21 protein-coding genes are annotated in these 25,973 nt (G+C 44.0%); 5 read left to right on the top strand and 16 right to left on the bottom strand.

The window, feature by feature from the left end; translation table 11 throughout:
- From EIZ58_RS03010 to EIZ58_RS02990, 5 genes are all read right to left on the bottom strand, one after another.
- Positions 1–1,308, bottom strand: coding sequence for a UDP-glucose dehydrogenase family protein (locus EIZ58_RS03010; protein WP_134699037.1), 1,308 nt, complete (start codon positions 1,306–1,308; stop codon positions 1–3).
- A gap of 134 nt (positions 1,309–1,442) precedes the next feature.
- Entirely contained in the window at positions 1,443–2,597 is a 1,155-nt protein-coding gene (locus EIZ58_RS03005) for a glycosyltransferase (RefSeq protein WP_134699036.1), read from the bottom strand.
- Positions 2,594–3,535, bottom strand: a complete 942-nt coding sequence (locus tag EIZ58_RS03000; protein ID WP_134699035.1) for an NAD-dependent epimerase/dehydratase family protein — start codon at positions 3,533–3,535, stop codon at positions 2,594–2,596. Before EIZ58_RS03000 ends, EIZ58_RS03005 begins: the two co-directional genes overlap by 4 nt.
- Complete coding sequence (locus EIZ58_RS02995) at positions 3,532–4,359, bottom strand: glycosyltransferase family 2 protein (RefSeq protein WP_134699034.1); 828 nt, start codon at positions 4,357–4,359, stop codon at positions 3,532–3,534. Before EIZ58_RS02995 ends, EIZ58_RS03000 begins: the two co-directional genes overlap by 4 nt.
- A complete protein-coding gene (locus EIZ58_RS02990) occupies positions 4,352–5,407 on the bottom strand; it encodes a glucose-1-phosphate thymidylyltransferase (protein WP_134699033.1) in 1,056 nt (351 codons plus the stop codon). Before EIZ58_RS02990 ends, EIZ58_RS02995 begins: the two co-directional genes overlap by 8 nt.
- A 331-nt stretch (positions 5,408–5,738) precedes the next feature.
- On the opposite strand from EIZ58_RS02990, the gene EIZ58_RS33035 reads away from it, so the two are divergent.
- From EIZ58_RS33035 to EIZ58_RS02985, 3 genes are all read left to right on the top strand, one after another.
- On the top strand, positions 5,739–5,879 hold the full coding sequence (locus EIZ58_RS33035; RefSeq protein ID WP_167577455.1) for a hypothetical protein: 141 nt from the start codon (positions 5,739–5,741) through the stop codon (positions 5,877–5,879).
- Between the two features lie 39 nt (positions 5,880–5,918).
- Complete coding sequence (locus tag EIZ58_RS34755) at positions 5,919–6,041, top strand: hypothetical protein (protein ID WP_255438149.1); 123 nt, start codon at positions 5,919–5,921, stop codon at positions 6,039–6,041.
- Positions 6,042–6,122: 81 nt separating this feature from the next.
- The gene (locus EIZ58_RS02985) at positions 6,123–6,398 is read left to right on the top strand and encodes a hypothetical protein (protein WP_134699032.1); all 276 of its coding nucleotides are present in this window, start codon (positions 6,123–6,125) and stop codon (positions 6,396–6,398) included.
- 60 nt (positions 6,399–6,458) lie between these two features.
- On the opposite strand, the gene EIZ58_RS02980 is transcribed toward EIZ58_RS02985, so the two are convergent.
- The 7 genes from EIZ58_RS02980 to EIZ58_RS02950 all read right to left on the bottom strand — a co-directional run bounded on the left by EIZ58_RS02980 (position 6,459) and on the right by EIZ58_RS02950 (position 20,555).
- Complete coding sequence (locus tag EIZ58_RS02980; RefSeq protein ID WP_167577454.1) at positions 6,459–13,748, bottom strand: WIAG-tail domain; 7,290 nt, start codon at positions 13,746–13,748, stop codon at positions 6,459–6,461.
- A gap of 280 nt (positions 13,749–14,028) precedes the next feature.
- Positions 14,029–15,195, bottom strand: a complete 1,167-nt coding sequence (locus tag EIZ58_RS02975) for a glycosyltransferase family 4 protein (RefSeq protein ID WP_134699030.1) — start codon at positions 15,193–15,195, stop codon at positions 14,029–14,031.
- A gap of 81 nt (positions 15,196–15,276) precedes the next feature.
- Positions 15,277–16,332 carry a YheC/YheD family endospore coat-associated protein gene (locus tag EIZ58_RS02970; protein WP_134699029.1) on the bottom strand — a complete coding sequence of 352 codons (1,056 nt, stop codon included), beginning with the start codon at positions 16,330–16,332 and terminating at the stop codon, positions 15,277–15,279.
- Positions 16,317–17,423, bottom strand: a complete 1,107-nt coding sequence (locus tag EIZ58_RS02965) for a YheC/YheD family endospore coat-associated protein (protein WP_167577453.1) — start codon at positions 17,421–17,423, stop codon at positions 16,317–16,319. Before EIZ58_RS02965 ends, EIZ58_RS02970 begins: the two co-directional genes overlap by 16 nt.
- Positions 17,424–17,514: 91 nt before the next feature.
- Positions 17,515–18,099 carry a serine/threonine-protein kinase gene (locus tag EIZ58_RS02960; RefSeq protein ID WP_134699027.1) on the bottom strand — a complete coding sequence of 195 codons (585 nt, stop codon included), beginning with the start codon at positions 18,097–18,099 and terminating at the stop codon, positions 17,515–17,517.
- Positions 18,100–18,214: 115 nt separating this feature from the next.
- On the bottom strand, positions 18,215–19,282 hold the full coding sequence (locus EIZ58_RS02955; protein ID WP_134699026.1) for a glycosyltransferase: 1,068 nt from the start codon (positions 19,280–19,282) through the stop codon (positions 18,215–18,217).
- 136 nt (positions 19,283–19,418) lie between these two features.
- On the bottom strand, positions 19,419–20,555 hold the full coding sequence (locus EIZ58_RS02950) for a glycosyltransferase family 4 protein (protein WP_134699025.1): 1,137 nt from the start codon (positions 20,553–20,555) through the stop codon (positions 19,419–19,421).
- A gap of 170 nt (positions 20,556–20,725) precedes the next feature.
- On the opposite strand from EIZ58_RS02950, the gene EIZ58_RS02945 reads away from it, so the two are divergent.
- Both EIZ58_RS02945 and EIZ58_RS02940 read left to right on the top strand, forming a co-directional pair.
- Complete coding sequence (locus EIZ58_RS02945) at positions 20,726–21,814, top strand: glycosyltransferase (protein ID WP_134699024.1); 1,089 nt, start codon at positions 20,726–20,728, stop codon at positions 21,812–21,814.
- 28 nt (positions 21,815–21,842) lie between these two features.
- Entirely contained in the window at positions 21,843–22,826 is a 984-nt protein-coding gene (locus tag EIZ58_RS02940) for a CotS family spore coat protein (protein ID WP_134699023.1), read from the top strand.
- A 217-nt stretch (positions 22,827–23,043) separates the two neighbouring features.
- Here EIZ58_RS02940 and EIZ58_RS02935 read toward each other — a convergent pair whose 3' ends face one another.
- From EIZ58_RS02935 to EIZ58_RS34750, 4 genes are all read right to left on the bottom strand, one after another.
- The gene (locus EIZ58_RS02935) at positions 23,044–23,496 is read right to left on the bottom strand and encodes a chemotaxis protein CheX (RefSeq protein WP_167577452.1); all 453 of its coding nucleotides are present in this window, start codon (positions 23,494–23,496) and stop codon (positions 23,044–23,046) included.
- A gap of 85 nt (positions 23,497–23,581) precedes the next feature.
- On the bottom strand, positions 23,582–24,280 hold the full coding sequence (locus EIZ58_RS02930; protein WP_134699021.1) for a DnaD domain-containing protein: 699 nt from the start codon (positions 24,278–24,280) through the stop codon (positions 23,582–23,584).
- 120 nt (positions 24,281–24,400) lie between these two features.
- Positions 24,401–25,690: an asparagine--tRNA ligase gene (asnS, locus tag EIZ58_RS02925; protein ID WP_134699609.1), complete on the bottom strand. Its 1,290-nt coding sequence runs from the start codon at positions 25,688–25,690 to the stop codon at positions 24,401–24,403.
- A gap of 125 nt (positions 25,691–25,815) precedes the next feature.
- Positions 25,816–25,950: a hypothetical protein gene (locus EIZ58_RS34750; protein ID WP_255438229.1), complete on the bottom strand. Its 135-nt coding sequence runs from the start codon at positions 25,948–25,950 to the stop codon at positions 25,816–25,818.
- Positions 25,951–25,973 lie beyond the last annotated feature (23 nt).

The raw sequence follows: 25,973 nt of genomic DNA, 5'->3' as shown, positions 1-25,973 counted from the left end.
TCACACTCCGTTCCTCCCTACTCCCCAATAAATTAAGCCCTGTTCCTCCAAATCACGGATGGGGAGTACATTTCTTGCATCAAAAATATGACGTCCTTTCATTTTCTTTGCTACTGTCTTCCAATCTAGCTTCAGAAATTCTTCCCATTCTGTACATAGCAGAACAGCATCTGCATAGCGAATAGCATATTCTGCACTTTGTGCCAAAATAATGTCGGGAAAGCGATCCTTTACTTTCATATTCACAATTGGATCATAAGCTAAGACTAAGGCCCCTGCCTGCAACAGAAGAGGGATCAGCTTCAAAGAGGGCGCTTCACGGATATCATCGGTTTCAGGTTTAAAGGCAAGGCCCAAAAGTGCGATTCTTTTCCCCCGAAGACCTTGCATTTTTTCCGTCATTTTCTCAACCAACCAATATGGCTGCCTATTATTGATGTCTTGAACATCCCTTAGGATCGACATTTCAACTTGAACTTGCCTACCTATGGAATACAACGCTGAAACATCCTTCGGGAAACAGGAACCTCCATAGCCTACACCGGCCTGTAAAAAATGTGGACCGATTCTTTGGTCCATTCCCATACCTTTCGCGACATCGGAAACGTTGACTTGCAGCTTATCGCAAACTCTTGCTACTTCGTTAATGAATGAAATTTTAGTTGCGAGGAAAGCATTAGAAGCATACTTAATCATTTCAGCATTGCGTGGAGAAGTAAAAAAGATGGGGGCAGATACTTTTTCATATAGCTGTGTCATCATGTTTCTGGCTTTCTCCGATTGGCACCCAATCACAATTCGATCAGGGTTACGTGCATCTTGAAGTGCTTTTCCCTCCTGAAGAAATTCCGGATTCGAAATAACATCGACATCAACGGTCTTCCCTCTTGCCTTAACTTCTTGCCAGATCAGTTCTTTCACGCGATCTGCGGTTCCAACTGGCACAGTGCTTTTGTTTACCACTAAACGGTAGGAATCCACATGTTTGCCTATTTCCCTTGCAACGTCCTCTACATAAGTCATGTTCGGTTGGCCGTCAGGCAGTGAAGGTGTTCCCACTGCAATAAAAATGATTTCCGATTGTTCTATGGCATACTGAATGCTCGTGGTAAACGATAAGGTTTGTTCATGCAATTGTTGTTGAATGAGTGGTTCCACACCAGGTTCATAGATAGGAAGAATTCCCTCACTAAGTTTAGTGATTTTCTCGGTATCGATATCCACACCAATGACTCGATGGCCCATCTCTCCTAATGAGGCAGCTGTTGTGATTCCTACATAGCCGGTACCGATTACAGCAATGTTCATGTTTTCACCCTTCCTGCAGTTTACTTTCACTATATTCCACCCTCACCTATAAGGCATAGGGATCAACCTAGATGGCGGGCAAAATAGTTTAATGTCTAGAAGACAATAAAAAAATAGGAAAACCATCGGCTTCCCTATACTCGTCTCTTTCGCCTTACCTTTCTGGTACTTCTTGTTCTTTGTCTTTTGATCACCTGTTTTGGAGTTGCTCGAATCACGTCATCAATCACAGATTCTAGCTTTTTGATTTGCTTTTGAACATCATGCTCGGCCTGAACTAATGCTCGGCCTTTTTCGATAAGTTCTGGCCAGTTTTTCTGGTTTTCGATAGCTTTAATTAAAGTTGCACCTAATTGAATCGGATCATTTTCCCCGACAAGATACCCTGTTTTACCATCCTTCACCAATTCTGGAATGCCCGCATGGCGCGTCGCCACCACTAGCCTTCCAGTAGCCATCGCCTCCATTATTACATTGGGTATCCCTTCTTCGTTGCCATCGGATGCCTTCTTGGACGCGAGTACAAACATATCACACTGCTGCATCTCCTGTTGGACCCGATCATGGTTTTGTTTTCCAAGCAGCTCCACTTTTCGTTCTAACCCCAGTGACCATATGCGTGATTCAAGCATCGCTCTTTCTTCACCATCTCCAATAATAATGAGCTTAGCTCCTGGGTAGGACACGGCCACTCGGGTAAAGGCAAGAATAAGGTCATCCATGCCCTTCTTCTCCGTTAATCGACCTACGCTCAATATACGGATATTATAGGGATCAACAGAATTCTTGGGATGAAAAGGAAACTTTTTTAGGTCAATCCCTGATTTGATAATGGTTATTTTATCGGGAGGGCAGCCCAAATCAATGAGCTTATTCTTCATATACTCACAAACCGCCGTAAATCTTTCCCCTTCAGAAAAAAGGGTAGGTAGTGCTTCGCGGTAATCGGACCGCTTAAAGAGCTGACGTGACACATCAGAACCGTGAAACGAGGTAAGCATGGGCAACCGGGCGGCCCGCTTGAATGGGAGCATATCAACGCCTCCCATCCCAAAACGAGCATATATCAGCCGAATCCCCCTACGGCGAAGCACGACCGCCTTGTTCTTTATATTCTTTAGGAAGTACACGTCTTTATAAGGAAAATGGTTCTTCGCTTCAGGCAGCATTTCCTTACATAACACAAGCGGCCGATAATCTTGCAGATGCTTAATCTGCTCATAAATAAAGGTTTCGCTAATAGGCAAATACCGTTCTCGATAAACCACGATTGGCTTTCTTGATCTCATTCATATAAACCCTTTACATACTCAACTTCCGATTGCAGACCCTGCCTAAGGGGAACACGCGGTGCGTAGCCCAGCAGTTTTTGTGCCTTTTCGATATTGGCCCAAGTATGCGGCGGGTCACCCGCTTGCTTTTCGATATAGTTGATTTGAGGATCCGTTCCTATGAGCTCTCCCAGCAAGTTAATCACATCCTTAAGGACGACCCTGGATTCTCCTCCAATATTAAATACTTCTCCAATACCTGAGTATCGTATTGCAAGCATGTTTGCCTCTACAACATCATCTACATAGGTGAAATCACGTGTCTGCGTACCATCGCCGTATACAGAAATGGACTCTCTATTCAGAAGGGATCTGATAAACTTATGAAAGGCCATATCCGGCCTCTGCCCGGGTCCATAGACGGTAAAATAGCGAAGGGAGATGGTTGGAACCCCATGATTTATGGCATAGAGATGACATAATTGCTCAGCCGCCAATTTCGTGACACCATACGGTGATATGGGCTGAGGCAGCCTTGATTCTGAAGTGCTGCCTTCGGTTATTCCGTAAATGGAGGAAGATGAAGCATAAACGAACTTTTTGATCTGGCTGTTTTTTGCTGCTTCCAACAGGACCTGTGTAGCCATGATATTATTTGCTACATACGTGTCAAAGCTCTTCCCCCAGCTTGTGCGCACGCCTGGCATGGCTGCCTGATGGAAGACATAATCCGTATGCTCGAGCAGATTTTTCCAATCTAGATTCATAATGTCTTCTTTCAGCATCGTGAATCCTTCGTCCCTAGTTAAGTTCTCTAGGTTCTTTTCTTTAATACGGCGGTCATAATTATCCGTAAAACAATCGATGCCTACTACATCAAAGCCTTCATCAAGCAGACGTCTGCTCAGTGAAGAACCGATAAAACCTGCACAACCCGTTACGACTGCTTTTTTCATTGTGCTTCCCTCACCTGGATCATTTTTGATTTCTTCCGATGCAGCAATCGTTTCACAATGAGCAAGCCCCCTCTGTATCCAAAGACTGGGGAATATTCATTTCCCCAGTTGCTCAAGGAACGACTTACCAACTCTTTGCGAAGTTGATTCCTCATCTGGAAGTCTTCCTTTTTAGTTAATTGTAACCGGTGCTTTCTTCTGTTGTATAGAGTCTTATTAATCCAATGAAGCGGGTATCTCTCAATGAGTTTCAAAACCATGCGACGGTCTTCCATGATTCTTCCACCATAAGGGTCATCCGTTTCCCATCCGCCTACCTCGCGGACAGCTTCTGTTCGATAGCATCTCGGATGAAGCATATACGTCATATAGCATAGAAACTGATATTTATTATCGAACTTCCGATGGCGTACCCGCTTGATCACCTTCCATTTGCCACTGCTTCGCTGGGCCCACATTCGTACATTTCCATAATACAGAGCAGCTGAAGGATCCTCCTTCATGGCTTTAGAAAAACGCCTTAGTGCATCGGAATCTAGCCAGTCATCTGAATCCAATTGTACAAAAGCTTCCGTATCCACTTCCTCTAAGGCACGGTTTAAGACGCTGGAGATACCTTGATTACGATCGAGGCAGACGAGTCGGATACGTTCATCCTTAAGGTAAGGCTCCACTTTCTTGACCGTGTCATCTGTTGATGCGTCATCTATTATGAGGAGCTTCCATTTATCATAAGTCTGTTCGAGAACACTTTCTATCGCCTGCTCGATAAATTCCGCTCGGTTGTATGACGGGATCACGACCGTGAATTTGGCCTTAGTCACTTGAATCCACCTGATCTTTTCTCATGACCATTTTCGTTTTATCCCCAAGACAGAAATGCGAGTATTTTTTATTATCACTTTCAGAACCTATCAATTGGGCCTCGCGTCCAAACACACTCTTGGTTAAAGAATAATTTAGATGGCTTACCACGGCTTTCTCTAACAGAATGCTATGGTCAATTCGGCAGTTTTCCAAACGGCTGTTATTTTGAACGGCTACATAAGGGCCAATAGTAGCATTCTTTAGGACACAGTTTTCACCCACAATCACGGGACCAATCAGGGTACAATTCTCCACCAAAGTATTCTTACCTAGAACAATCTGGTTGCTTCCCAACTCTTTTTCCATCATCCATTCATTCGCTTCAAGCCAACGATCTACCGTTCCTACATCTGAGTAGAGTTTTCGGGTAATTGTGTACGTAATGGAATGCCCCTGGTTGATCAGCCATTGGATTGCATCGGTAATTTCGTATTCCCCTCTTGCTGATGGCTTGATGCTATTCACAGCTTTAAAAATTAAAGAATCAAACAGGTAAGCACCTATTACAGCAAGATTACTCTTCGGTTTGGTTGGCTTTTCTTCTAATCCTACGATTTCTGTTCCTTTGATCTCGGCAATTCCGAAATCTTGAGGGTTAGGTACAGGGGATAGAAGAATGGCCCCGTTATTTCTATTCCTCCCAAAAGACTCAATCAATGTACTAAGATCTTCGGCTATCAGATTATCGCCAAGTAATAAAACAAAGGGCTCTTCATTGATAAAGGCCTCAGCCTGCCTTACCGCATGGGATATCCCTTTTTGTTCAATTTGGTAAATATACTCTACCCTCAGCCCATAGGCTTCCCCATTACCGACTAATTTAGGGATACCTACTTGTGATGGATGAATGACGATTCCAACATCCCTAATTCCATTTTTAACCAGGTTCTCAAGACAATATGCTAAAACTGGTTTGTTAGCAACAGGTAGAAGGGTCTTCGGCTGAGAATAGGAGAACGGTTGTAGACGGGTCCCTTTTCCAGCACATAAGATCAATCCTTTCATTTTACCACTCCTAAGGAATGTTAATTTCATCTCCTCCGTCTTGAACAATCAATCCTGTGTCTTGGATTATGGGAAAACGGGTTACATCTCAGTTTTTATCTAATAACATAAACTATGAATGGGGAAATATCTTGGACACGGCGTAAGTCTATAGGTGGTGTTTCTCTGGGAAAATAGGCATTATACTTGTTTAGAAAGCCTTTCAACCCGTACTCTACTAACTCTATTTGAACAAACCTAAAATATGTCATTGATCTAGTGACCAGCCGTGTCCTCTATTAAATTAAAACATACTATATATTACCTCTAGTAATGGAAAGGAGGACCGTCCATGAGCAGAAAATTGAAAAATAAATTGGAGTCCAGCGGAAGTTCCGAAGTTCGTGTGCGCAATCAGGCTCAAGCTGTTACTGAAGCTATCAATGCAATTCTTGCCGCTCTTCGTCCAAACCAGCAAAATACGAATGGTTAATAAATAATCTATTAATTCTTTTTCAAAGGAGGGAGCAACATGAGTGATAGATTTGAAAATAGATTAAAAAATAGTGGAAACTCCAGAGTAGACGTAGAAAACACGGCAGATTCGACAGCTTTTCTACTCGTACTTGCCATTGTTCTTCAATTGCGAAACTAAACTTGATTTAAACATTAGGCAATAAAGCTCCCCCTCTTTTGGTGGGGCTTTTTTCAACCTATAGCAAGGGAGGTAAAATTCTTGGCTGATCGAAATTTCGATTTGGATAATGTGATTAAGGATAGCGGAAATTCGACGGTTTTTGTTTATGTAGACACAACAGCTATTGCCTATGCGATGATTTGCTGTTTTGGCTCCTTAGCCGAGTCTTCCTCATCTGCCGCTGGCCAAGGCCAGAATCAGGAGGCCATCATGAATAGGATGCTATCAACCCTTGATAAATTCTTAGAGGATGATAAAGAACGCCGAAATAATATGATAAAAGAGATTAAGAAAGCAATGAATAAGAAAAGCTAGCAGAAAAAAGAAGGGTCTTTAAGAAGGTGCGCTTTGCTTCTTCTTAAGACCCATCTTCCTTTATCTGTCCTGGGTTTTCTTCGTTCTTTTCTTCTTTTTCTTTGCCTCTTCTCCTTCGCTTTCAGACTCGGAGTACGTTGCCTTTTTTTCTTCTTTCTTTTCTCCGATGGCGATCCAAGAGAAGAACCCTTGCAGCTCACCTTCACAGCTCCTGCGACTGACCGTTACCGTGGCTGATTGCTCGGTTTGTTCCTTGAGGGAAACATAACAATCAGGATGATTAGCCATGGCAACCACGACGAATTTACTAGAACTATATGCTTCCTCGAATTCAATCAAGACATCAACTGATTGTTCGTCACCAGAAAATTCGAAATGTCCAAAACCAAATTGCTGGCAGGTGTTTTGGGCACCTGGGACCGTCTGTACGGGATTGAACGAAAGATGTTCTGGCTGTACTGCTCCTGTCGCTATTTTTTTCGACGTGATAGCTTCGTTTTTAATATGCTCCTCTATAATCACTTGTTTCGCTAAGTGGCTGGATGCGATCGACTCACTCTGAAGATGCTGGCTTGAGATACTCTTATCTCGGAGCTGCAAGGAACCCACGATCTTCGGCTTCAGGTGACGGGCTTCAATCGCACTCTCTTGAATGTGCTCCCCGTTAATCGCATCTTTTGCTACCTTTTCCCCTACGACGGAGTCTGTGGCCAGCTTATCGGCTGTCACACTATTACCCCGTAGCTTTTCAGTGGAGATGATATCATCTTGCAAATGTTCGTCGGTAATACTTTCCTTGCTGATATGCTCTGATCGGATCAATTCCAGGTTGAGATGTTGGCTTTCTATCGCAGCTTCTTGCAGATGTTTCCCGCAAATTGCCCCTTTAGCGACCTTTTCACCTGTAATGGTTTCCGCTTGTAACTTCTCTGCCGTTACGCTCTCATCTTGAAGCTTTTCACCGGTCACTGCTCCGTTTTCCAAGTGTTGGCTTTGAATACTTCCTTCCTGTAGATGAATTGCCCCAATCGAGTGATTCTGTACATGTTGCTCCTGAATGGCGCCGTCCGCAATATGCTCACTTGAAATATTCCCTGCTGCAAGCTTTTCTTTGGTAACGGAACCGTCCTTTAACTTCTCGGACGTTACACAGCCATCCTCGAGGCTGGTCGTACTTATGGCTCCCGAGCTAATTTTCTCTACTGTAATCGAGCCGTCCGCAATCTTCTCTGTGGTTACACTCGCATCCTGAAGCTTGGAGGACGTGATCGCACCTTCTTGAAGATGTTCCTGCGCAATACTATCAACAGCCAAACTTTCCGCGGTTATACTCCCTTTTTTCAAGTGGCGTGACTCGATTTCATCGCCTCGAATGTGCTCGCCCGTAATACTTTCATTTACCAGGTGCTGGGAACCAACGGACTCCTCCTTCAAATGCCACGATTCAATTGCATTCTCTTGAATGTGTTCCCCGTTGATTGTTTCTTTAGCTATCTTTTCCCCGATGACGGATTCCTCGGCCAGTTTATCGGCTGTCACACTATCATCCCGGAGCTTTTCAGTGGAAATAACATCGTTTTGTAGGTGTTCGTCGGTAATACTTTCCTTCACAATGTGCTCCGATCGCACACACTCCACATTGAGATGATAACTCTCTACCGTCGCTTCTTGCAGATGCTTCCCGCTGATAGCCCCCTTAGCAACCTTATCGCCTGTAACGGCTTCTGCTTGGAGCTTCTCTGCCGTCACGCTCTCTTCTTGAAGCTTTTCGCTCGAAACCGCTCCATTTTCCAAGTGTTGGGTTTGAACGCTGTTTGGTTGCAGATGGATTGCGCCGATCGAGTCATTCTGAACATGCTGCTCTTGAATAGCGCCTTCTGCAATGTGTTCACTATTAATATTCGCAACTGCTAGTTTTTCCCCTGTTACGGAGCCATCTCGCAGCTTCTCGGTCGTTACACTACCATCCTCTAGACTATCACGGCTTATCGCTCCCCGGCCGAGCTTCTCCGCTGTAATGGATCCATCGGCAAGCTTCTCCGAAGTCACACTGGCGTCCTGCAGCTTAGAGGAGGAGACTGCTCCTTCTTGGAGATGTTCTGGCAAGATACTATCTACAGCCAATATCTCCGCAGTAATGCTTCCTTTTTTCAAATGGCGCGCTTCAATTTCCTCGGCGCGGATATGCTCGCCATCAATGCTATCCTTGGCAAGCTTATCGCCGGTTACCGCATGTGTGGATAATTTCTCCGTCGTCACGGATTGATCCTTCAGTTTGGCTTCTGATATAGAGTCATCCTGTACATGCTCTTCGTTAATCGTTTGTGGACCTAAATGCTGGGAAGTAACAGACTCCAGCTTCAAATGCCGTGCTTCGATCGCGCTGTCCTGAATGTGTTCGCCGCTGATTGCTTCTTTGGCTATCTTTTCACCCACAATAGAATCTACAGCCAGCTTCTCAGTTGTCACACTTTCATCCCGAAGCTTTTCCGTTGAAATCACATCATTTTGCAAATGTTCATCCGTAATACTTTCCTTGACGATATGCTCGGATCGGATCGACTCTAGGCTAAGGTGATGGCTCTCTATTGCTGCTTCTTGCAGATGGATCCCGTTGATTGTTCCCTTAGCAACTTTATCTCCCGTGATCGTTTCCGCATGCAGCTTTTCGGCTGTAATAGATCCATTGGCAATCTTCTCGGAGGTTACACTGGCATCCTGCAGCTTGGCGGAAGAGACTGCCCCATCTTGGAGATGTTGCGGCAAGATACTATCGTTCGATAATTGCTCCGCTGTAATGCTCCCTTTTTTCAGGTGGTGCGCATCGATTTCTTCTGCGCGGATATGCTCACCATCTATGCTTTCCTTAGCAAGCTTCTCGCCGGTTACCGCATGTGTGGATAATTTCTCCGTCGTCACGGATTGATCCTGCAGTTTGGCTTCCGATATGGCGTGATCCTGCACATGAACTTCGTTAATTGTTTGGGAACCTAGGTGCTGCGAACCGACGGACTCCGGCTTCAAATGCCGCGCTTCAATTGAGCTGTCTTGGATATGCTCGCCACTGATCGCTTCTTTGGCTACCTTTGCTCCTATAATAGATTCTGCAGCCAGCTTCTCGGTTGTCACACTGTCATCTCGAAGTTTTTCTGTGGAAATCGCATCATTTTGTATATGCTCTTCCTTGATGGCGCCTTCCGCGATATGATCACCCGTGACATTCCCTAATGCTAGCTTTTCTCCTGTTACCGAGCCGTCTTGCAATTTCGTGGTTGTTACACTTTGATTCGCAAGATTCTCACTGCTGATAGCTCCTAAGCTTATTTTTTCCGATGTAAGGGATCCATCGGCGATCTTCTCCGAAGTTACACTCGCGTCCTGTAGCTTAGCGGAGGAGACCACCCCATCTTGGAGATGTTCTGGCAAGATACTATCTACAGCCAATATCTCGGCAGTAATGCTTCCTTTTTTCAGATGGTGTGCATCGATTTCCTCGGCTCTGATATGCTCGCCATCAATACTTTCTTTGGCAAGTTTATCACTAGTAACAGACTGTGCCCTTAATTTTTCCGTGGTCACGGATTGGTCTTGCAGTTTGGCTTCGGAAATCACGTGATCCTGCAAATGATCTTCGTTAATCGTTTGTGGACCTAGATGCTGGGAACCGACGGACTCAAGCTTCAAATGCCGCGCTTCGATTGCGCTGTCTTGGATGTGCTCGCCACTAATTGCTTCTTTTGCCAGCTTCTCTCCAACGATGGACTCAGGCGCCAGCTTACCGGTAGTCACACTGCTATTCTGTAGCTTCTCAGTAGATATCGAGTCGTTCTGTAAATGATAATCCTGAATGGCTCCTTCAGCGATATGCTTGCCGCTGACGCTTTCCTTTGCTAGCTTATCGCTCGTTACGGCATTTGTACTTAACTTCTCTGTGGTTACCGATTGATCTTGCAATTTGTACTGGGATATGGCCTTATCTAGCAAATGGTCTTCAGCGATGGTAAATTTTCCTATATGACCAGAAGCAATGGATCTTACCTGGATATGATGGCCTTGAATCGCTTCTTCTTGGATATGAACACCCATAATAGAAGCTCTTGCAATCTTATCCTCCGTTACAGATCCTTTCCCCAGCTTTTCTGTGGTAATGCTCTCAGCCTTTAGGTGATTGCCATTAATCGTTAAATCTTGTATATGCTCTGCATGGATGCTCTGAGGCTGAATATGGGATGCTCCCACACTTTCTATCTGCAGATGGTAACCATGAATCTCTCCGAGCGGAATATGGTCACTTGTAATCGACGCTTTGGCTATTTTTTCAGCAGTAACGGCTTCCGGAGCCAGCTTTTCTGTGGTCACACTTTCATCTTTGATTTTTTTAGCCGTTACCGCACCATCCTGAAGATGGCGCTCTGCCACCGTTTCTTGTGCAAGTTTGCTCCCGGTAACACAATCATCAGCCAATTTTTCTGTTTCAATCGTCCCATCCTGCAGATGCTCCGATGTAACAGATTGGTCTGCCAATTTTGAAGAGGTAACAGACTTTTCTCCCAACTTAGCAGGGGTAATGGAACCATCCTTGAGCTTGCTAGCCGTAATGGAACCATCCTGCAGATGAGACTCATTGATGGAACTGCCCTGAATATGAATGGGTGATATAGACTCATAGGCAATCTTATCCCCTGTGACCGCCTGTGGACTTATTTTTTCCGATGTTACGCTGTTGTCGCTCAGCTTAGATGTAGTGACGGCTTGATTTTTAATATGGCTTTCTGTGATGCTGCCCTCCACAAGATGGTGAGAAGAAACAGAGCCTTTTTGTAGATGTCCTCCGTGGATTTCTCCTGTTTTGATCCATTCCCCTTGAAGAGGTTCAATGGCTAACTTATCTAATGTCACGGATTTAGGAGCCAATTTCTCCGACGTTACCGAGTGATCCTTCAGCTTAGAAGTTGTAATTGTACCTTCAGCTAGATGGGCATCGGATACCGTTCCGCGCTTCAAGTGCTCAGCCGTAATGCTCTCTTTACTGATATGTCTAGAGGCAATTTCCCCTTCCTGAATATGTTCGCCACGCACCGAACCATAGCCTAACTTTTGTGCCGAAACACTCTGATCCGCGAGTTTCGCCCCTGTAACCGAATGGTCCATCAATCGATCGGTGGAAATCGATTCGGGAGCAATCTTGTTTTTGGTGATGGCATTTTCAGAAACATGATCTGAGGTGATAGCCGCATCGGCTATATGCTGCTTTAAGACGGCCTTGGGTTGAAGATGGATAGAGTGAATGGATTCGGGAGACAGCTTTTTGGCCGTGACACTATTATCCAGGAGTTTTCTTTCCGTGATTGCCCCATCCGCCAATTTATCCGTCGTGATCGATTCGTTGGTAATCTTCTCTGTATTGACCGAATTCTCGCTTAGATGATGCCTTTGAACACTACCGAACGCCAAGTGATGAGTTTGGATGGCCTGTGCTTGCACATGGTGGGAAGCAATCGCATGCTCTGATAGCTTATCGCTGGTGACGCTGCCGTCAGAAATTTTGGGTGTGTTAACTGAGTGGTTGGTTAGTTTTTCAGTTGTGATAGACTCTGGGGCGATCTTCTTCATCGTAACGGAAGCATCTGCTAAATGATTGGCGTGGACGGCTCCATTAGCCAGGTGTTGCTCCCGAATGGCACTTTCCTGGATATTGGCTGGTGCAATGGACAGATTAGCCAGCTTCTCCGTGGTAATGGATTGATCAGCTAGTTTGCCCGTCGTTATCGCTTGATCTTGGATATGCTGCGAGCCAACAGATCCTGCAGCAAGCTTCTCTTCTGTCACGCTTTGATCAGCTAGTTTTTTTGTCGTAACCGCCAAATTGATCAGTTTATCCGTCGAAATGGATTCCGCTGCAATTTTGGCCTGTTGGACAGCATCATTGGCAATGTGATGGGTCTTTACTGAGTTCTTATCTAGATGCTGTTCGGCAATGATGCCTTCCTGAAGATGATGAGCGCCAATGGAGCCCGGGGCAACTTTTCTCGAGTTGACGCTGCCATCCGATAATTTCCTGGCTGTAATCGCCTGATCAATAATCTTATCGACAGAAATCGATTCAGGAGCCAGCTTTGCCGTCGTTATGGCATGATCGCTGATCTGATGTGTGCCGACGCTTCCTTCACCCAAGTGCTTTCGTTGGACGGCTTGTTCCAATATGTGCTGAGACATCACGGACTTTGTAGCTAGCTTTTGTCCGTCAACGCTTTGATTGGCCAATTTGGAAAGAGTGACAGATTCATCTCCTAGCTTTTCTGTGGTAACAGACTCTTTTGCTAACTTAGATGTATCAATCGCTTCATCCGCGATTTTGGCAGAAATAATTGCTTGATCTTTGACTTTTTCCGTTGTAACCGAATCTGGAGCCAACTTTGCCGAGTTCACCGCGCGATTTCCCAGATGAAGAGAACTTACCGCTTCATCTTTAATATGCTTTGCTTCAACGGCTTGCTCCTGTAACTGCTTAGGACCTACGGAATCGTCTGCCAGCTTAGATGTAGAAATAGCTCCATCTTTTAAGTGCATCGCGCTAACCGCTTCAAAGGCGAGCTTTGCTCCATCGATCACATAATTGGATAAGTGATCAGATTGAATCGTTCCCTTTTTGATTTTATCTCCTGTAATGCTTTGATCCTGAATCAATTCGTTGGTGACAGACTGTTCATGAAGGTGCTTCGTATGAATAGACCCTTCCGCAATTTTCAACGAATCAATAGTCTTGTCGGCGAGCTTATCAGAAGTGATGCTGTTATTCATCAGCTTCTCGCCTGGGATAGTACGGTCTTTAATCTTTTTTCCGGAGATGGCGTTTTCCAACAGGTGATCATCCTCGATGGAATTGGGGGCAATTTTATTTGAGGTTACGCTTTGATTGGCTAATTTAGAATTGTCAACGGCATAGTCCGCTAAGGCACTGGTATCAATGCTCTCCGTCTTGATCTTGGAGGAATCTATCGACTTTTTGGCTATTTTTTCATTCGTGATGGCTTCATTAAAAATATCGTCCGTATAGATGATCGGCTCGCTCTTGTTTTTCTTCCGTTCCTCCAAAATCGCTTCTTTATCTACATGCTTTTTTATCGCTTTTTTCTTATAAACCTTATAGCTTTTTACCTCTCTTGGCTGATAAGGCAATCCAGCAGCTTCTTCTACTGCAAATTGTTTTTCCTCAACAGGGGCTTCCGCCGGAGGACTTTTTGCAATCTGTACTTCTTCTGATACGAGCGGCGGAGCCACTTCTTTAGGCTCTGCTTCCTCACCCGATTGCTCGACTTTGGAAGGAGACTTTTCCGGTTCTGTCTCCATTTCCAGAAATTCAATAATATTGTCATCGATCAATTCCCTTGGTTCGTTGAAGTCTCTATCGATGTTTAGTATCAACGGAGAATTGGAGATGTTTTTTTTACGCTTGGACCCGCGAGGCCTTTGATTGGGCATTCCCTATTCATTCCTTTCCCCTAAATCTCGTGTACCCCTCACTATCCGTAATTTATGCATTTGCCTACAAGATGTCACAAATTTTATGAAAATAGTTAGGCAACCACTAAAAAAAAAATAGTCCTAGTGATGTTACTCACTGGACAATCTATTTCGTACTCTCAACTTCCTTCGCTTTTTTTAATAGCCTATTAAAAATTCTTACGTATTTTTTGGAGGTCATGGTCCAAGTAAATTTTTTAACATGCTGTAAGCCTTTATTTCCATACTCCTGTCGCAGCTCTTCCGATTCAAGGAGCTTAATAATCGAGTCACGCAAATGACTCTTGTCTTCCACCGATACGACTAAGCCGTTTTCTTCATGTTTGATGACCTCAGGAATGCCTCCTCGGTCTGATGCAACTATAGGCTTAGCGGAAGCCATAGCTTCTAGGTTCACCCGCCCAAATGGCTCTTCCCATAGAGAAGGAATAACGACGACATCAGCAAGCTGATAGATGAGAGGAATCTTCGCTGGTTTCACAAATTTAGTAAAGGTTACGTGGTCTCCCAAGGACTTAGCTTTTCGTTGAATACTTCGGACATAAGGGGTGATATAATTTCTTCCGTATCGGGAAGCGCCTGTAATAACTAGCTTTACATTCGGATATTCTTGAATCAGCTTCGGCATGATGTCAACTAAGAGATGGACACCTTTCGCCTTTAGCAATCTCCCTACAAAGAGAATCGTTAGATCGTCTTCCTTGATTCTAAGCTTCTTCTTGAGCTTGGCGAGCTTATCCTCTTTCTCCTTGGCGGTTTCGAACGGGGAAGGATCGATCCCTAAATGGACGGCGTGGGACTTCCCTTTGAAGTCAGGATAATTCTTAACGAAATAAATTCTTAAGTACCTACTGTTCGTAATGAGCGCATCTACTTCTCGGGCAACCTTCCTCATATCTTCATTTTTTATGTTAGGAGGAGAAGCAAAGACGGTGGAGTGCATATTGAGCACTACCGGCACATCAGGGAACTTCTCCTTCACACGCAAAACATAGAGCGGGCGGTTTTCCACCATTATGATATCCGGCTTATCTTTTTCCATGTGCTTTAAGATATGGTTAAGATATCGGGAGGAACTTACAAAAGGAAATCGCTTATAGTGCAATCCGCCTTGCTTTTCAGAGTGCCTGTACTCGGGGCAGGTCTTCGCATAGACCGTCACCTCATGGTTTTTCTCCAATTGCTCTGCGACCATTTGAATGTCATGTTCTACACTGCTGCCTATGACGGGCGGTACGGAAAAACTCCCTGGACTAATAATCGCAATCTTCATTTTCAGACACACCCATTTCCTAGAGCATTTTCAACAGTCTATGAATCGCTCGGCATCTCTGGTCACGGCTGATGTCTATATTTAAGAATTTTTCATCAGGTACTTTCCATACTTAATGGGATTTTCATAGGTTTTATACCATTTCTCCATAAGCTTCCCTTTTCCAAAACTATATCTTAAATCTCTTCCATTCATTTCAATAAAGTAAGGCCTGCCCTCTCCGTCAATTCCGATATCAAAACCGATATCAGCCAGGTTTCGGAGCTTTTTCCCTAAATAATTTGCGAGCTCTAGGGAGACTCTTTCCACTTCTTGAATCGTTGCCTGGACAGGAAGTCCACAGGACTTAAAGAGCTTCTCGCAACGAACAATCTTTCCGCCCCGTGCCACATTGGTCACATGACTTCCTTTTCGCGCTACTTTCCCAATCATTCCCGTAACTTGCCAGTCTCCATCTCCGCTCCTCTGGACAGAAACACGAATATCAAAGGGCTTACCCTTATATTGTGCTAAAGGGATGGCTTCCTGAATCAGGTAAGACTTCTTTTTTAACTTTTGTTTCAAGTAAGTGAAGACTTTCTCCGTTTTCTTGGCGCTCTTTTTTCCTTCCCCCTGAATCATCCAATGCTTTTTCCCTTGCTTAGAAATCCGAAAGATGCCCCTCCCGATGCTGCTGCTTACCGGCTTGATATAAAGGGACTCAAAGCGGTCCATCATCTTCAATAGATTGGATTGCGTAAACGACTTGGTTTCGGGAAGATAGTCTCCCAAGCGATCTTTCTTGTCCAGTACCCGATGAATGGAATACTTGCTATAACGTGTCTGCTCATTGTACACCTTTCTTCTCTTGGCAAGTAGCTTTAACTTGCGTCTGAGGCTTGGATGTGAAGGCATCGAACGGTTATGAATTACCGCGGGGATGGTACTATACATCAACTTAAAGCTCCGATTTCTTCTCATGTACGCTTTTACACGATTCGCTTTCAGATTAAGCTGGGTTAAGGGGAAAAAGATGACTCTTACCTTATGAGCTGCAGCAGCCCTATTATAAAAGGAGATTTTCTCGTGAGCGGTCCGTCCAGAGGGGATGCCTCTCCATACTCCTGAATCAAGCAGAATCCCTAGGGTTCTTGGCATGCACGCAACCCCTCCCGCTGTTTATCTAACAAAAATTTAGCATAAGCGACTGGCTTCTCATACGTCCTTTTCCAAGTATCCATCATATCCCCTTTAGCAAAACTGTATCGCTGATCTCTTCCATTCATCTCAATAAAAAACGGCTGCCCTTTTTTATCGATTCCAAAATCAAAGCCTACGTCTGCGAGATACGGCAGCTTCTCCTCTAGATATTGAACCATGAGCAGCGCAACCTCTTCTAATTTTTTCTCCACTTCAATCGGTGAAAGCTCAGGATTCCCCTCAAACAGTTCCTCTAGACTGTGAACGGAGCCTCCCTGGGCAACATTGCTGAGAAAATGTCCAGGTCTTGCTACCTTACCCACCATTCCCGTAACGCTCCACTCTCCGGTTCCATCCTTTTGAACCGATACCCTGATGTCAAAAGGACATTCCTTATACGTGGCCAGATCAATCGTTTCTTGCAGCAGATAGCGATTCTTTCCCGTTATCTTCTTCAGTTTAGAATAGAGCTCCCTCTGTTCTGTAGATTGACTCTTCAGCTGTTTACCTGAGCGAAACTTGAGATTCCAGGCCAGCGGGGATACACGATCGATCTTAACGATCCCTTCCCCTACCGTTCCTCTGTCAGGCTTGAGCATGACGGAAGGAAATTGTTGTCCCATCGTCGACAAGTGTGCTAGAGAGAAAGGAGTGCTATAGGGTAAATACGGTTTAAGTTGATCATTTTGAGCTAGGATTTCCGTGATTTCCAGCTTGGAGTATCGATTCCAAAAGTTGAAGAGAACGATACCTAACTCTTTTAGCCTCTCACATCGTTTGTAATTTACCTGAGAATCAAAGATCGCCCGATTATGGATGACTCGAGGAATCGGAATCACCCGCTGCTTCCATTTCCCTCCGCTGTTGACTAGGGCCTTCACTTTTCCGAAGCGACAGGAAATATCCCCCAGCCTAAAAAAACAAGGCTTAATTCCGCTATTGCGTGCGGCCTCTAGATAAAATTCGATCTTTTCTTGTCCCGTACGTCCTTTGGGTATTCCTTTCCACAAGCTATCGTTAACCAGTATGCCAAGCCATGCGTCACTCATTTCCATCACCCACATATATTCTCAGGATACGATATGAGAAGCGTGTCATTCTGTGCTTAGTGTCGGGGAAAACAGGCTTGCTCTAGCCGCTCTAGGTCATGCTTTTCCACTTTTTGTACCTTTGGGGGTCTATTTTCTTCACCTTCTTGAGGAATGGCTTGAGCCATTTTTCATTCTTTAAGTCCTTAAGCAGACGCACGGGTTCCTTCATTTTTTCGTACGCATTCACATGATCGACCAGCTTCAGTCTTTCATCCTTCGTGACAATAAGGTGGCGAAGCCGCATGTCAATTCTCTTAAAACCGATGTTCTTCATATCGTCCAGAATGCCTAAGATTTGTTTTACTAATCGTTTCGGGAAATGTCCCGTTTCTTCTAGATAGTCAATCAGATCGGTGCCGCGTATATATTCCATCTCGATATAGTTGTCTCCTGCTTCATAGAGCTTGGGCATAAAGGCTTTATCTTGCCCTGCTTCCATGGCCTTTCGTTCCTTGCTGGCTGCGGTATTATTCTTATATATTTTCACACAACGGTCAGAGGAGAGCTTAAACACCGCTCCCTGTGCTCCCTGGCCAATCAACTTGTAGGACGTCGGATTCTTAATCTTCAACCTTGGTTTTCCGCGTTTGCGCCGTTTTCTTTCCGTAACCGTAATAGACTTGAAATCTTCCATTTATTCCTCCCCTCCTATGAAAAGTGACATTAATCTATTCTATGCAGCGAGGGGTGCGTACGCCTTAGGTTTTCGACTTAAATACAGCAAGCCCTTAGAAGCAAGCTTCCAAGGGCTATTTCGCTAGCTTACTATACAGTTTTTCTAGTTTCTTCGCTTGCTTGCTGATGTTAAATTTACGAACGACCTTTTTGCGGCCTTTTTCTCCCATCTTCTCCCACTGCTCAGGATTTCGAATCAGCTTGAGTATGGCTTGGGCAAGAGCTTTCTTATCCCTTTCCTCCACTAGGTATCCCGTCTTTTTGTGTTCCACTAGCTCTGGGATTCCTGAATGCCAGGTTGAAACAACCGGAAGACCGCAAGCCATCGCTTCTTTTAAGACATTGGGGATTCCTTCTTGGTTTCCGTTTTTAGCTTTGATGCTGGCTAAGACAAACAGGTGGGCCCTTCGCATTTCATCCCGAACCTCTTCATGGGTCAGTGCTCCTAGGAAGTGAACCTTATGCCGCAGCCCCTTCTTTTCCGCCATCTTTACTAATCTTTTACGGAGCGGACCGTCCCCCGCAATTCTCAGCTCCACATGGGGAAACTCCTTCTCCACTCTTGAAAATGCTCGAATCAGATATTTCATTCCTTTTTTCTCTACGAGACGACCGACCGAGAGGATTACAATTCTTTCTCCTCTGTGGATCGAACGTTTTTTATAACTGAATTCCCTCACATCAATGCCACTGTACTGAACATGAATCTTCTTCTTGGAACATCCGTATTTTACTAGCGTTTTCCGTAGATTTTTAGAAGGAACCGTAAAAGCCTCGCCAAATCGGAAGAGCTTTTTTAGTTTTCTGCGATACGACTTGCTTCTTCTCTTATTCGAAGGAAGATCTGACCCGTGAAAGGATGTAAGCATAGGGGTCTTCAATCGTCTCTTTACATTCATTACATCGACACCTGCTGTGCCGAATCTTGCATGGATTAGGTTAGCCTTTTCTGAGCGCAGAATCGTTTCTAAATGTCTCTTGCTCCTATATCTATATACCTTCCTGTAGGGAAAATCTCTTGTATTTTTTCTATGGCGTGTACAGACGAACGCCTTGGTTTTTCTTAAGTTAACGAGCTCATTATAAATAAAGGTCTCGCTTAGAGGCAAAAAGATCGAGCGAACGACCGCTACTTTTTTCATTTTATACCCCCTTCCCCTTTTCTCCTTCACAACTACTTCTATTATATGAATCTCACTACTTTATTCCTGTTCGAATGTATAAAAACTTCTAAAATTAAAGCCCTTTTTTCACCGTACGCAAAAAGACCCTCCCTGTTTAGGAAAGGAGGGTCGAGGATAGAAGTCTCTCATATAGGGTTAGCCAATCTGCAGCAACACGATTAAAATTATAAACTTTAGCAACCATTCTATAATTTTGTAGACTCATACGTTCCATGGTTCTGGGGCGTGATAAAAGCTTAATCGCGTACTTCGCAAATGGTTTGCTCTGTTTATAATCGTCTACGATGTATCCATTTTTGCCTTGTTCAATGACTTCTGGATTTCCTCCCCGCCTCGTGGTGATGATCGGAAGACCTGCTGCCATGGCTTCGTAATGAACCCTCGCCAGCGGTTCTTTCCATTGTGAAGCACAAACAAAAAGATCGGAAGCGGCAAAAAATTTGGGAATCTCATCGACTGGAACATAGGAAGTAAATACGATCCTATTCTTGAGTGATCTGGCTTTCTTCTGAAGGTGTTTCCAATAATAATCCTTCTGATTGTCAGCATACCATCTGCTGCCTACTACAAGAAGAGTGGCCCGCGGAATCTCTTTTACGATCTTAGGCATGGCTTCCACGATTCGATGGCATCCTTTATAAGGCACTAATCGTCCAACGAATAGAATAACAGGATCTTCTTTCCCAATGTGGTATTTTTCCCGTATCTTCTTCCTCCACTTCGCTCCTCTATCAGACCAGGTGGGAGCATACTCCTTCAAGTCAACACCCGTATAAACAGGGGTGATCTTTCCTCCTGCTTCGGGAAAACGCCGTGCTGTATCCTTAGCCACAAACTTGCTTACCGTAATGATTTGGTCGGCTTCTCTTAAGGAAGCTGTCTTTTCCTTTGGATTCAATAGATTGTGCAAGGATAAAACAAGCTTGGATTTTGGTGAGATTTTTCGCAACATGGGGATCCATCCGGCACGGTTAAACACCTGAATGATATCATACGATTGGTCTTCTAAATGGATACATACCTGTTCAAAGAATCTTGCAGCGGGAAACCTAATATACCGCACACCTTGATTGATCTCACGGTTATCTAATTCAGGATCCGTTATCGAATAAACGGTTACGTCATGTTCTTCGGCCAACAGAGGCGCCACTCTGGATATGAGAAGCTGGATAGCTCCTCCTTTTACAGGTGGACAAGGTCCTCTGTCCGAACAGATTAGAGCAATCTTCATTTTTGTTCACCCCTTTTTTTGCAGCAAGCTAATATAGAATACTCCCCCAAGCCGTAACATGGAACCGTCATTTCTTTGGGCTGGATAGCGCCCTTTTTCGTGAGACTAGCTTCACAATAAATCACTGCCCCTACTTTCTTTTCATAGGATAGGATAAAGGGGGTGCAGCTGTGATCCATTATATTGTCGGGAGAAATCTAGGGCATTTGAGCCGTTGCGTTGCCAATATCGAGAAGTATAAGAAAATAGGGAATCAAAGCATAAAAGTTTTCACTTTTCCCCACTCCCATTCTTGGATTCGTTCTAATTTACCTAAGGTAAAAGTGAAGGACTTCAGTAAAAAGAAGCTCGCAAAGAACCCTAAGCCATTTCTGGACGCGCAACTGATCATCCATGACTGGAGAAAAGAAGTGGAGTGGCTAAAAAAAAGCAGAGGAAAAAAAGGCCCCATTATTGGGGGGATCTATCATAGCGATATGTTTACCACAGGAGAAGATTCGGAGTGGACGACCACGTTTAAAAATGAAATAAGGGAAGTTGCGGATAAAACAACGGATATTTTTTTTCACATGAACCTGCTTCCACCCAAAAGAAGCCCTAAGCTTTCAAGCTATTATTATCCTATTCCCATTATCTCAAGAGAGATCTCCATGTCCCCCAAAAAAGTGAAGAAGATCCTGGGGTTAAAGCCGGACGAACGCTTCATCCTGATTCATATGGGCGGGGGTATTGGTCCCTTCCGGTATCGATATATGGATGAATGGTATGAGAAGCTCAGTAGAATCAAAACTCCCTATCGGCTCGTGGTTGCCAACCAGTTTGGGGGAATGAAAGCCAAGTTTCCAAAATCCATTATTGTAGCTCCCTTATTCACGAACGGACCCGACCTCATTAATGCAGCCGACATGGTCATCAGTAAACCGGGGATGGGCATCATGATCGACTGTATTACGACAGGAACCCCTTTACTGGCCCTTCCAGCCGATTCCAAGGAACGCCAAGTAAAAAATATGATGCTTAAGGATCTGATAGGGCATGATCTATGCTTGGTCCGCAAAAATGCATCCGCTCAATATGTCTCCAAGCAAGTGCAAGAATATATGGATGAATCGGATAGGGTTCAGCATGTGTTTGAGCGCATCCCACGCAATGGCGCGGATGTCATGGCCAGGTGTATGAAGAAGCTTTCTAATTGCTCCATTCGTGACTTACCCGATCTTTACCCGGATCTTCTTAAACTCAGCCCCTATCATTCTTGATCGCTGCACTCTCTAAGGAAGGGTGATTATGTCAAAATCATTATGGAAAAAAGTATATAGGAAGTATGGCATCAAGATAATGAAAAGCACTGTCATCAAAGATGACAGAAAAAGAAGCTATGTGGCAAAGTTGCACGGAGACGATGGTAATCTCTATATACTCAAAAGCCTCTATCTTAGTCAGCAGAGACAACAATTTATTGCAATGTCAGAGGTGCTCCTGCGAAAAAAAGGAATTCAGCTCGCCGAACCTATCCCAACCAAAAACGAAGAGCTCTATTTTCAATATAAGGGATATCCGTATGTTTTATATCCATGGATCGAGGGAGATCGTCACCCCTTAAATACTAGAAGTGACTTAAGAAGTATTATTGAGGTCCTTGCCAATATGCATAGAGCCTCTTACGGACTTCACTTCCCCTCTAGGGTTAAGATCTATCGAAATGTGGATTGGAAAAAAGAGTATCGCATGAAAAGGAAGCAAATGAAAACATTCTTCCAACAAAATAAAAACGCCAAAGACCCTAAGAAACGGGAATTTGCAAAATATGTTCCGTTCTTTTTAAAACTTTCGAAAAAGTCCCTACGCTACCTCAAAAAGAGTAGTTACACAGACCTTGCATCGCGTTCCTACAAAAAGCGCAGCCTCATCCACGGTGATGCTCACCAAGGTAATATCTTATCTGATAATCGAAGAATTAACATCATTGATTTTGAAGATGTCCGATTTGATTTTCCTTCAAGGGATATCAATCGCTTATTTGCTAAATATACGCGAAGACATGATTTCACCCGCGAAATCTTTGATAATATGATGCAAACCTATTTGGAAACTAATCCGCTTTCGGCGGATGAGCGGAAAGTCGTGATGATTGACCTCCTCTTCCCACATGTCTTTACCCGCTTACTCAAACTCAAAAAGTATAAATTAATAACCCTTAAAGAAATCAAACATGTAATAAAACAGGAAAAAAAGAAAGGGAAGTATATTCTTAAGCGCTTGAACAGATAAAAAAAACTTCTATCGAAGAATTTCAGGGTAGCCAGACCGCCTTAAGATGAAGTTTTTCCCCTATGGGGACAACAATTGCTTCTGAGCAGGATGATATTCGACGTAGTTCAGAAGCAAAAAATGTTGTTATGCCGATAGGAAATTAGGTTACTTTAACAATTTAAATAGTAACCTATAATTTCCTATGCGGAAAAAAAAGCCGACATGCTGTCGGCTTTTACTCTTTCGAATCTATAATGATATTCATGCGAATGACTCCCATGTCATCCATCTCGAATGGAATACACACACCTTGATCAAATCCATACAGCTTTGTTTTTCCAACCATAATGGTAGGAGGGGTAATATCGATTCTAAGACCCTTGCTAGATAAGTAAGTAGAAAGATGGCCCACTAGCATATTGCCCAGCTCTCCTGCAAAGGATTCAAGAAGCTGGTCTTCTAGTTTCATGCCAAACATTTTTTCCCCAAGCTTGCTAAACGCTCCCATTTCGCCTTCTAAAACAAAGCGCACATGGAGGTCTCCTGTCAAACTGAGTAATACCCCGATCTCTTCCTGAAAGAGTGGAGATTGAAACCAAGTAAAGTCATGAACAGCTAACGGGAAAGGGATTACGTTTGTAATTGAATCTATCATTCCATTAATCACTGGGGTATACTTCTCATCCATCCTACAAAAGCCCCTCGCTTCTATTATCAATATCATAACCTGATTGTAGCCAATCGTTGGTTATCTTGGTGTGAGATTTATCACATTATCTCGTTTCATTTTCTAGCCAATTGTAAAAAGGGAAGGGCTCTGCTTTCCGTTGGGCAGCCGGTTGTGGGGGCTTTCTGAACTTTAAGCTGAAATCACGCGCCTGCTGAGGAGTTCGAATATGATTTCTCTGCCACTCATAAAGAATTCTATCGATATAGCGGAAAAAAAGCTTGTTGGAGATCACCGCTTCACGAAGCGCAGCAATGATCAGTTCATCGGAATACTGATCTTGGTCCTGCCACATGGCTAAGGTTTCGCACTCAATAGGGGAAAGGGGTCTCCCAAATTCTTGTTCAAAAATGACAAACAGATTGTGTTGATCTGCCTTTGGTGCCTCTTCTTCCTCGGGTAAAGCCTCAGAAGCCACAAGACTGGCAAGCTTATGATAAAGAGGATCAATCTGATAGATCTCCGACCTAATCCCTGTCCCTTTCTCTACAACATCTTCAATGCTTAAGTACCCATTCTGGACTAGCTTCTGCAGCATGGAAATCAGTTGTCGATCTTCCACGGTCATTCTGAATGCTAACTCGCTGATGGTTGGGAAATCTTTTCCTTCCTGCTTAAAGTTCATGATATGGACTAGAAGCATCATTTCTAAATCCGTTAGACCAAGCTCCTTATACCTTTTGAACAATACGGATGGAAGGGAAAGATGACCTTCTTTCATCATCGCAAATAGTAGTTTTTCCATTTTCCTAAAACACCTCACTTCTATTATACTACTTTGCTCCTCCGTATGGTTAGAATGGAACATTGGTAAATAGAAAAAAGACTATAATTCCCGAGAGGGATCTTATAGCCTTTAGGAAACTTAAGGGTATAGACGATTGAGTAGTCTTGGGAACGGAATGGTCTCCCTCACATGTTCGACTCCGCAAACCCATGCGACGGTTCTCTCTAATCCTAAACCAAATCCTGAATGTGGAACCGTGCCGTATCTCCGAAGATCGAGGTACCATCTATACGCGTTTTCGTCTAGCTTATGTTCTTCGTAGCGTTGCTTCATTAATTCTAAGTCATCGATCCGCTGACTTCCCCCGATAATTTCTCCATAGCCTTCGGGAGCGATCAAATCGGCGCATAACACCACTTCTGGGCGTTCAGGGTGTGGCTTCATATAGAATGCCTTGATTTCCGTTGGATAATGAGTAATGAATACCGGCTTATCAAAATGCTCAGCGATAGCCGTTTCATCTGGTGCCCCAAAATCTTCACCCCATTGAATCTCGTGACCTTTTTCTTGAAGCAGCTTAATGGCATCGTCGTATGTAATCCGCGGGAAAGGTGCTTGAATCGTGGCTAGCTTGCTCACATCGCGATCAAGTACTTTCAGTTCTTTTTGACAATTCTTTAATACGGATTGAACCACATGGCTGACAAAGTTTTCTTGGATACGAAGGCTTTCTTCGTGGTCGCAGAAGGCCATCTCAGGTTCAATCATCCAAAACTCAATCAAGTGTCGACGCGTCTTTGATTTTTCTGCTCGGAAGGTCGGTCCAAAAGTAAACACGCGTCCGAGAGCCATCGCTGCCGCTTCGGCATATAATTGACCGCTCTGTGATAAGAAGGCATCCTCATCAAAATACTTCGTATGGAACAGAGAGGTTGTGCCTTCGGCAGAGGTTGGCGTTAAAATAGGAGCATCTACTTTAATAAATCCATTCTCTTGGAAAAATTCATACATCGCTCGAATAATCTCAGAGCGAATGGCAAGAATGGCTCGCTGTCTAGGCGATCGGATCCATAAATGACGATGGTCCATTAAAAATTCCACGCCATGTTCCTTCAAGGAGACGGGATATTCTTCAGCAATCTGAATAATTTCAATGTCCTTCACCGTTAATTCATACCCGCTTGGTGCGCGCTCTTCTGCACGAACAACCCCTGTTACATACATCGAACTTTCTTGGGTTAATTGGGTCGCTTTCTCCCACACCTCAGGAGAAACCTCTGCCTTTACCATAACCCCTTGAACAAAACCTGATCCATCACGTAGTTGAAGAAATTGAATTTTCCCGCTGGATCTTTTATTATATAGCCACACACCGATGCGAATCTCTTGCCCTTCGAAGCGGCCTAACTGACTGATGGTTGGATTCATCATTCAACACCCCCCAATAATAAAAAAAAACAATATATACCATTGTCCTTAGAATTATACAATTCAAAAGGGGGGAAAAGCAACTGAAGAGAGTGAGATCCGATCGCTGCAAGTTCGCTTATTATTTATGTAGATGGGCGATTTGGACCGTCTAGCTTTTTATCCCCATACCCTGCTGCATTCTCCTTTGCTGCCTTGGGTTGAGTTGTGGCTTCATCGCGAACTTCCACATTGTTGCTGTTTCTCTTCTTCTCACGCATCATAATCTCCCCTTTGCTTTTAA

Origin of the sequence: Ammoniphilus sp. YIM 78166 (genome assembly GCF_004522215.1) — a bacterium.
GTDB lineage: Bacteria > Bacillota > Bacilli > Aneurinibacillales > RAOX-1 > YIM-78166.
This window is presented reverse-complemented; position numbering and strand designations above follow the sequence as displayed.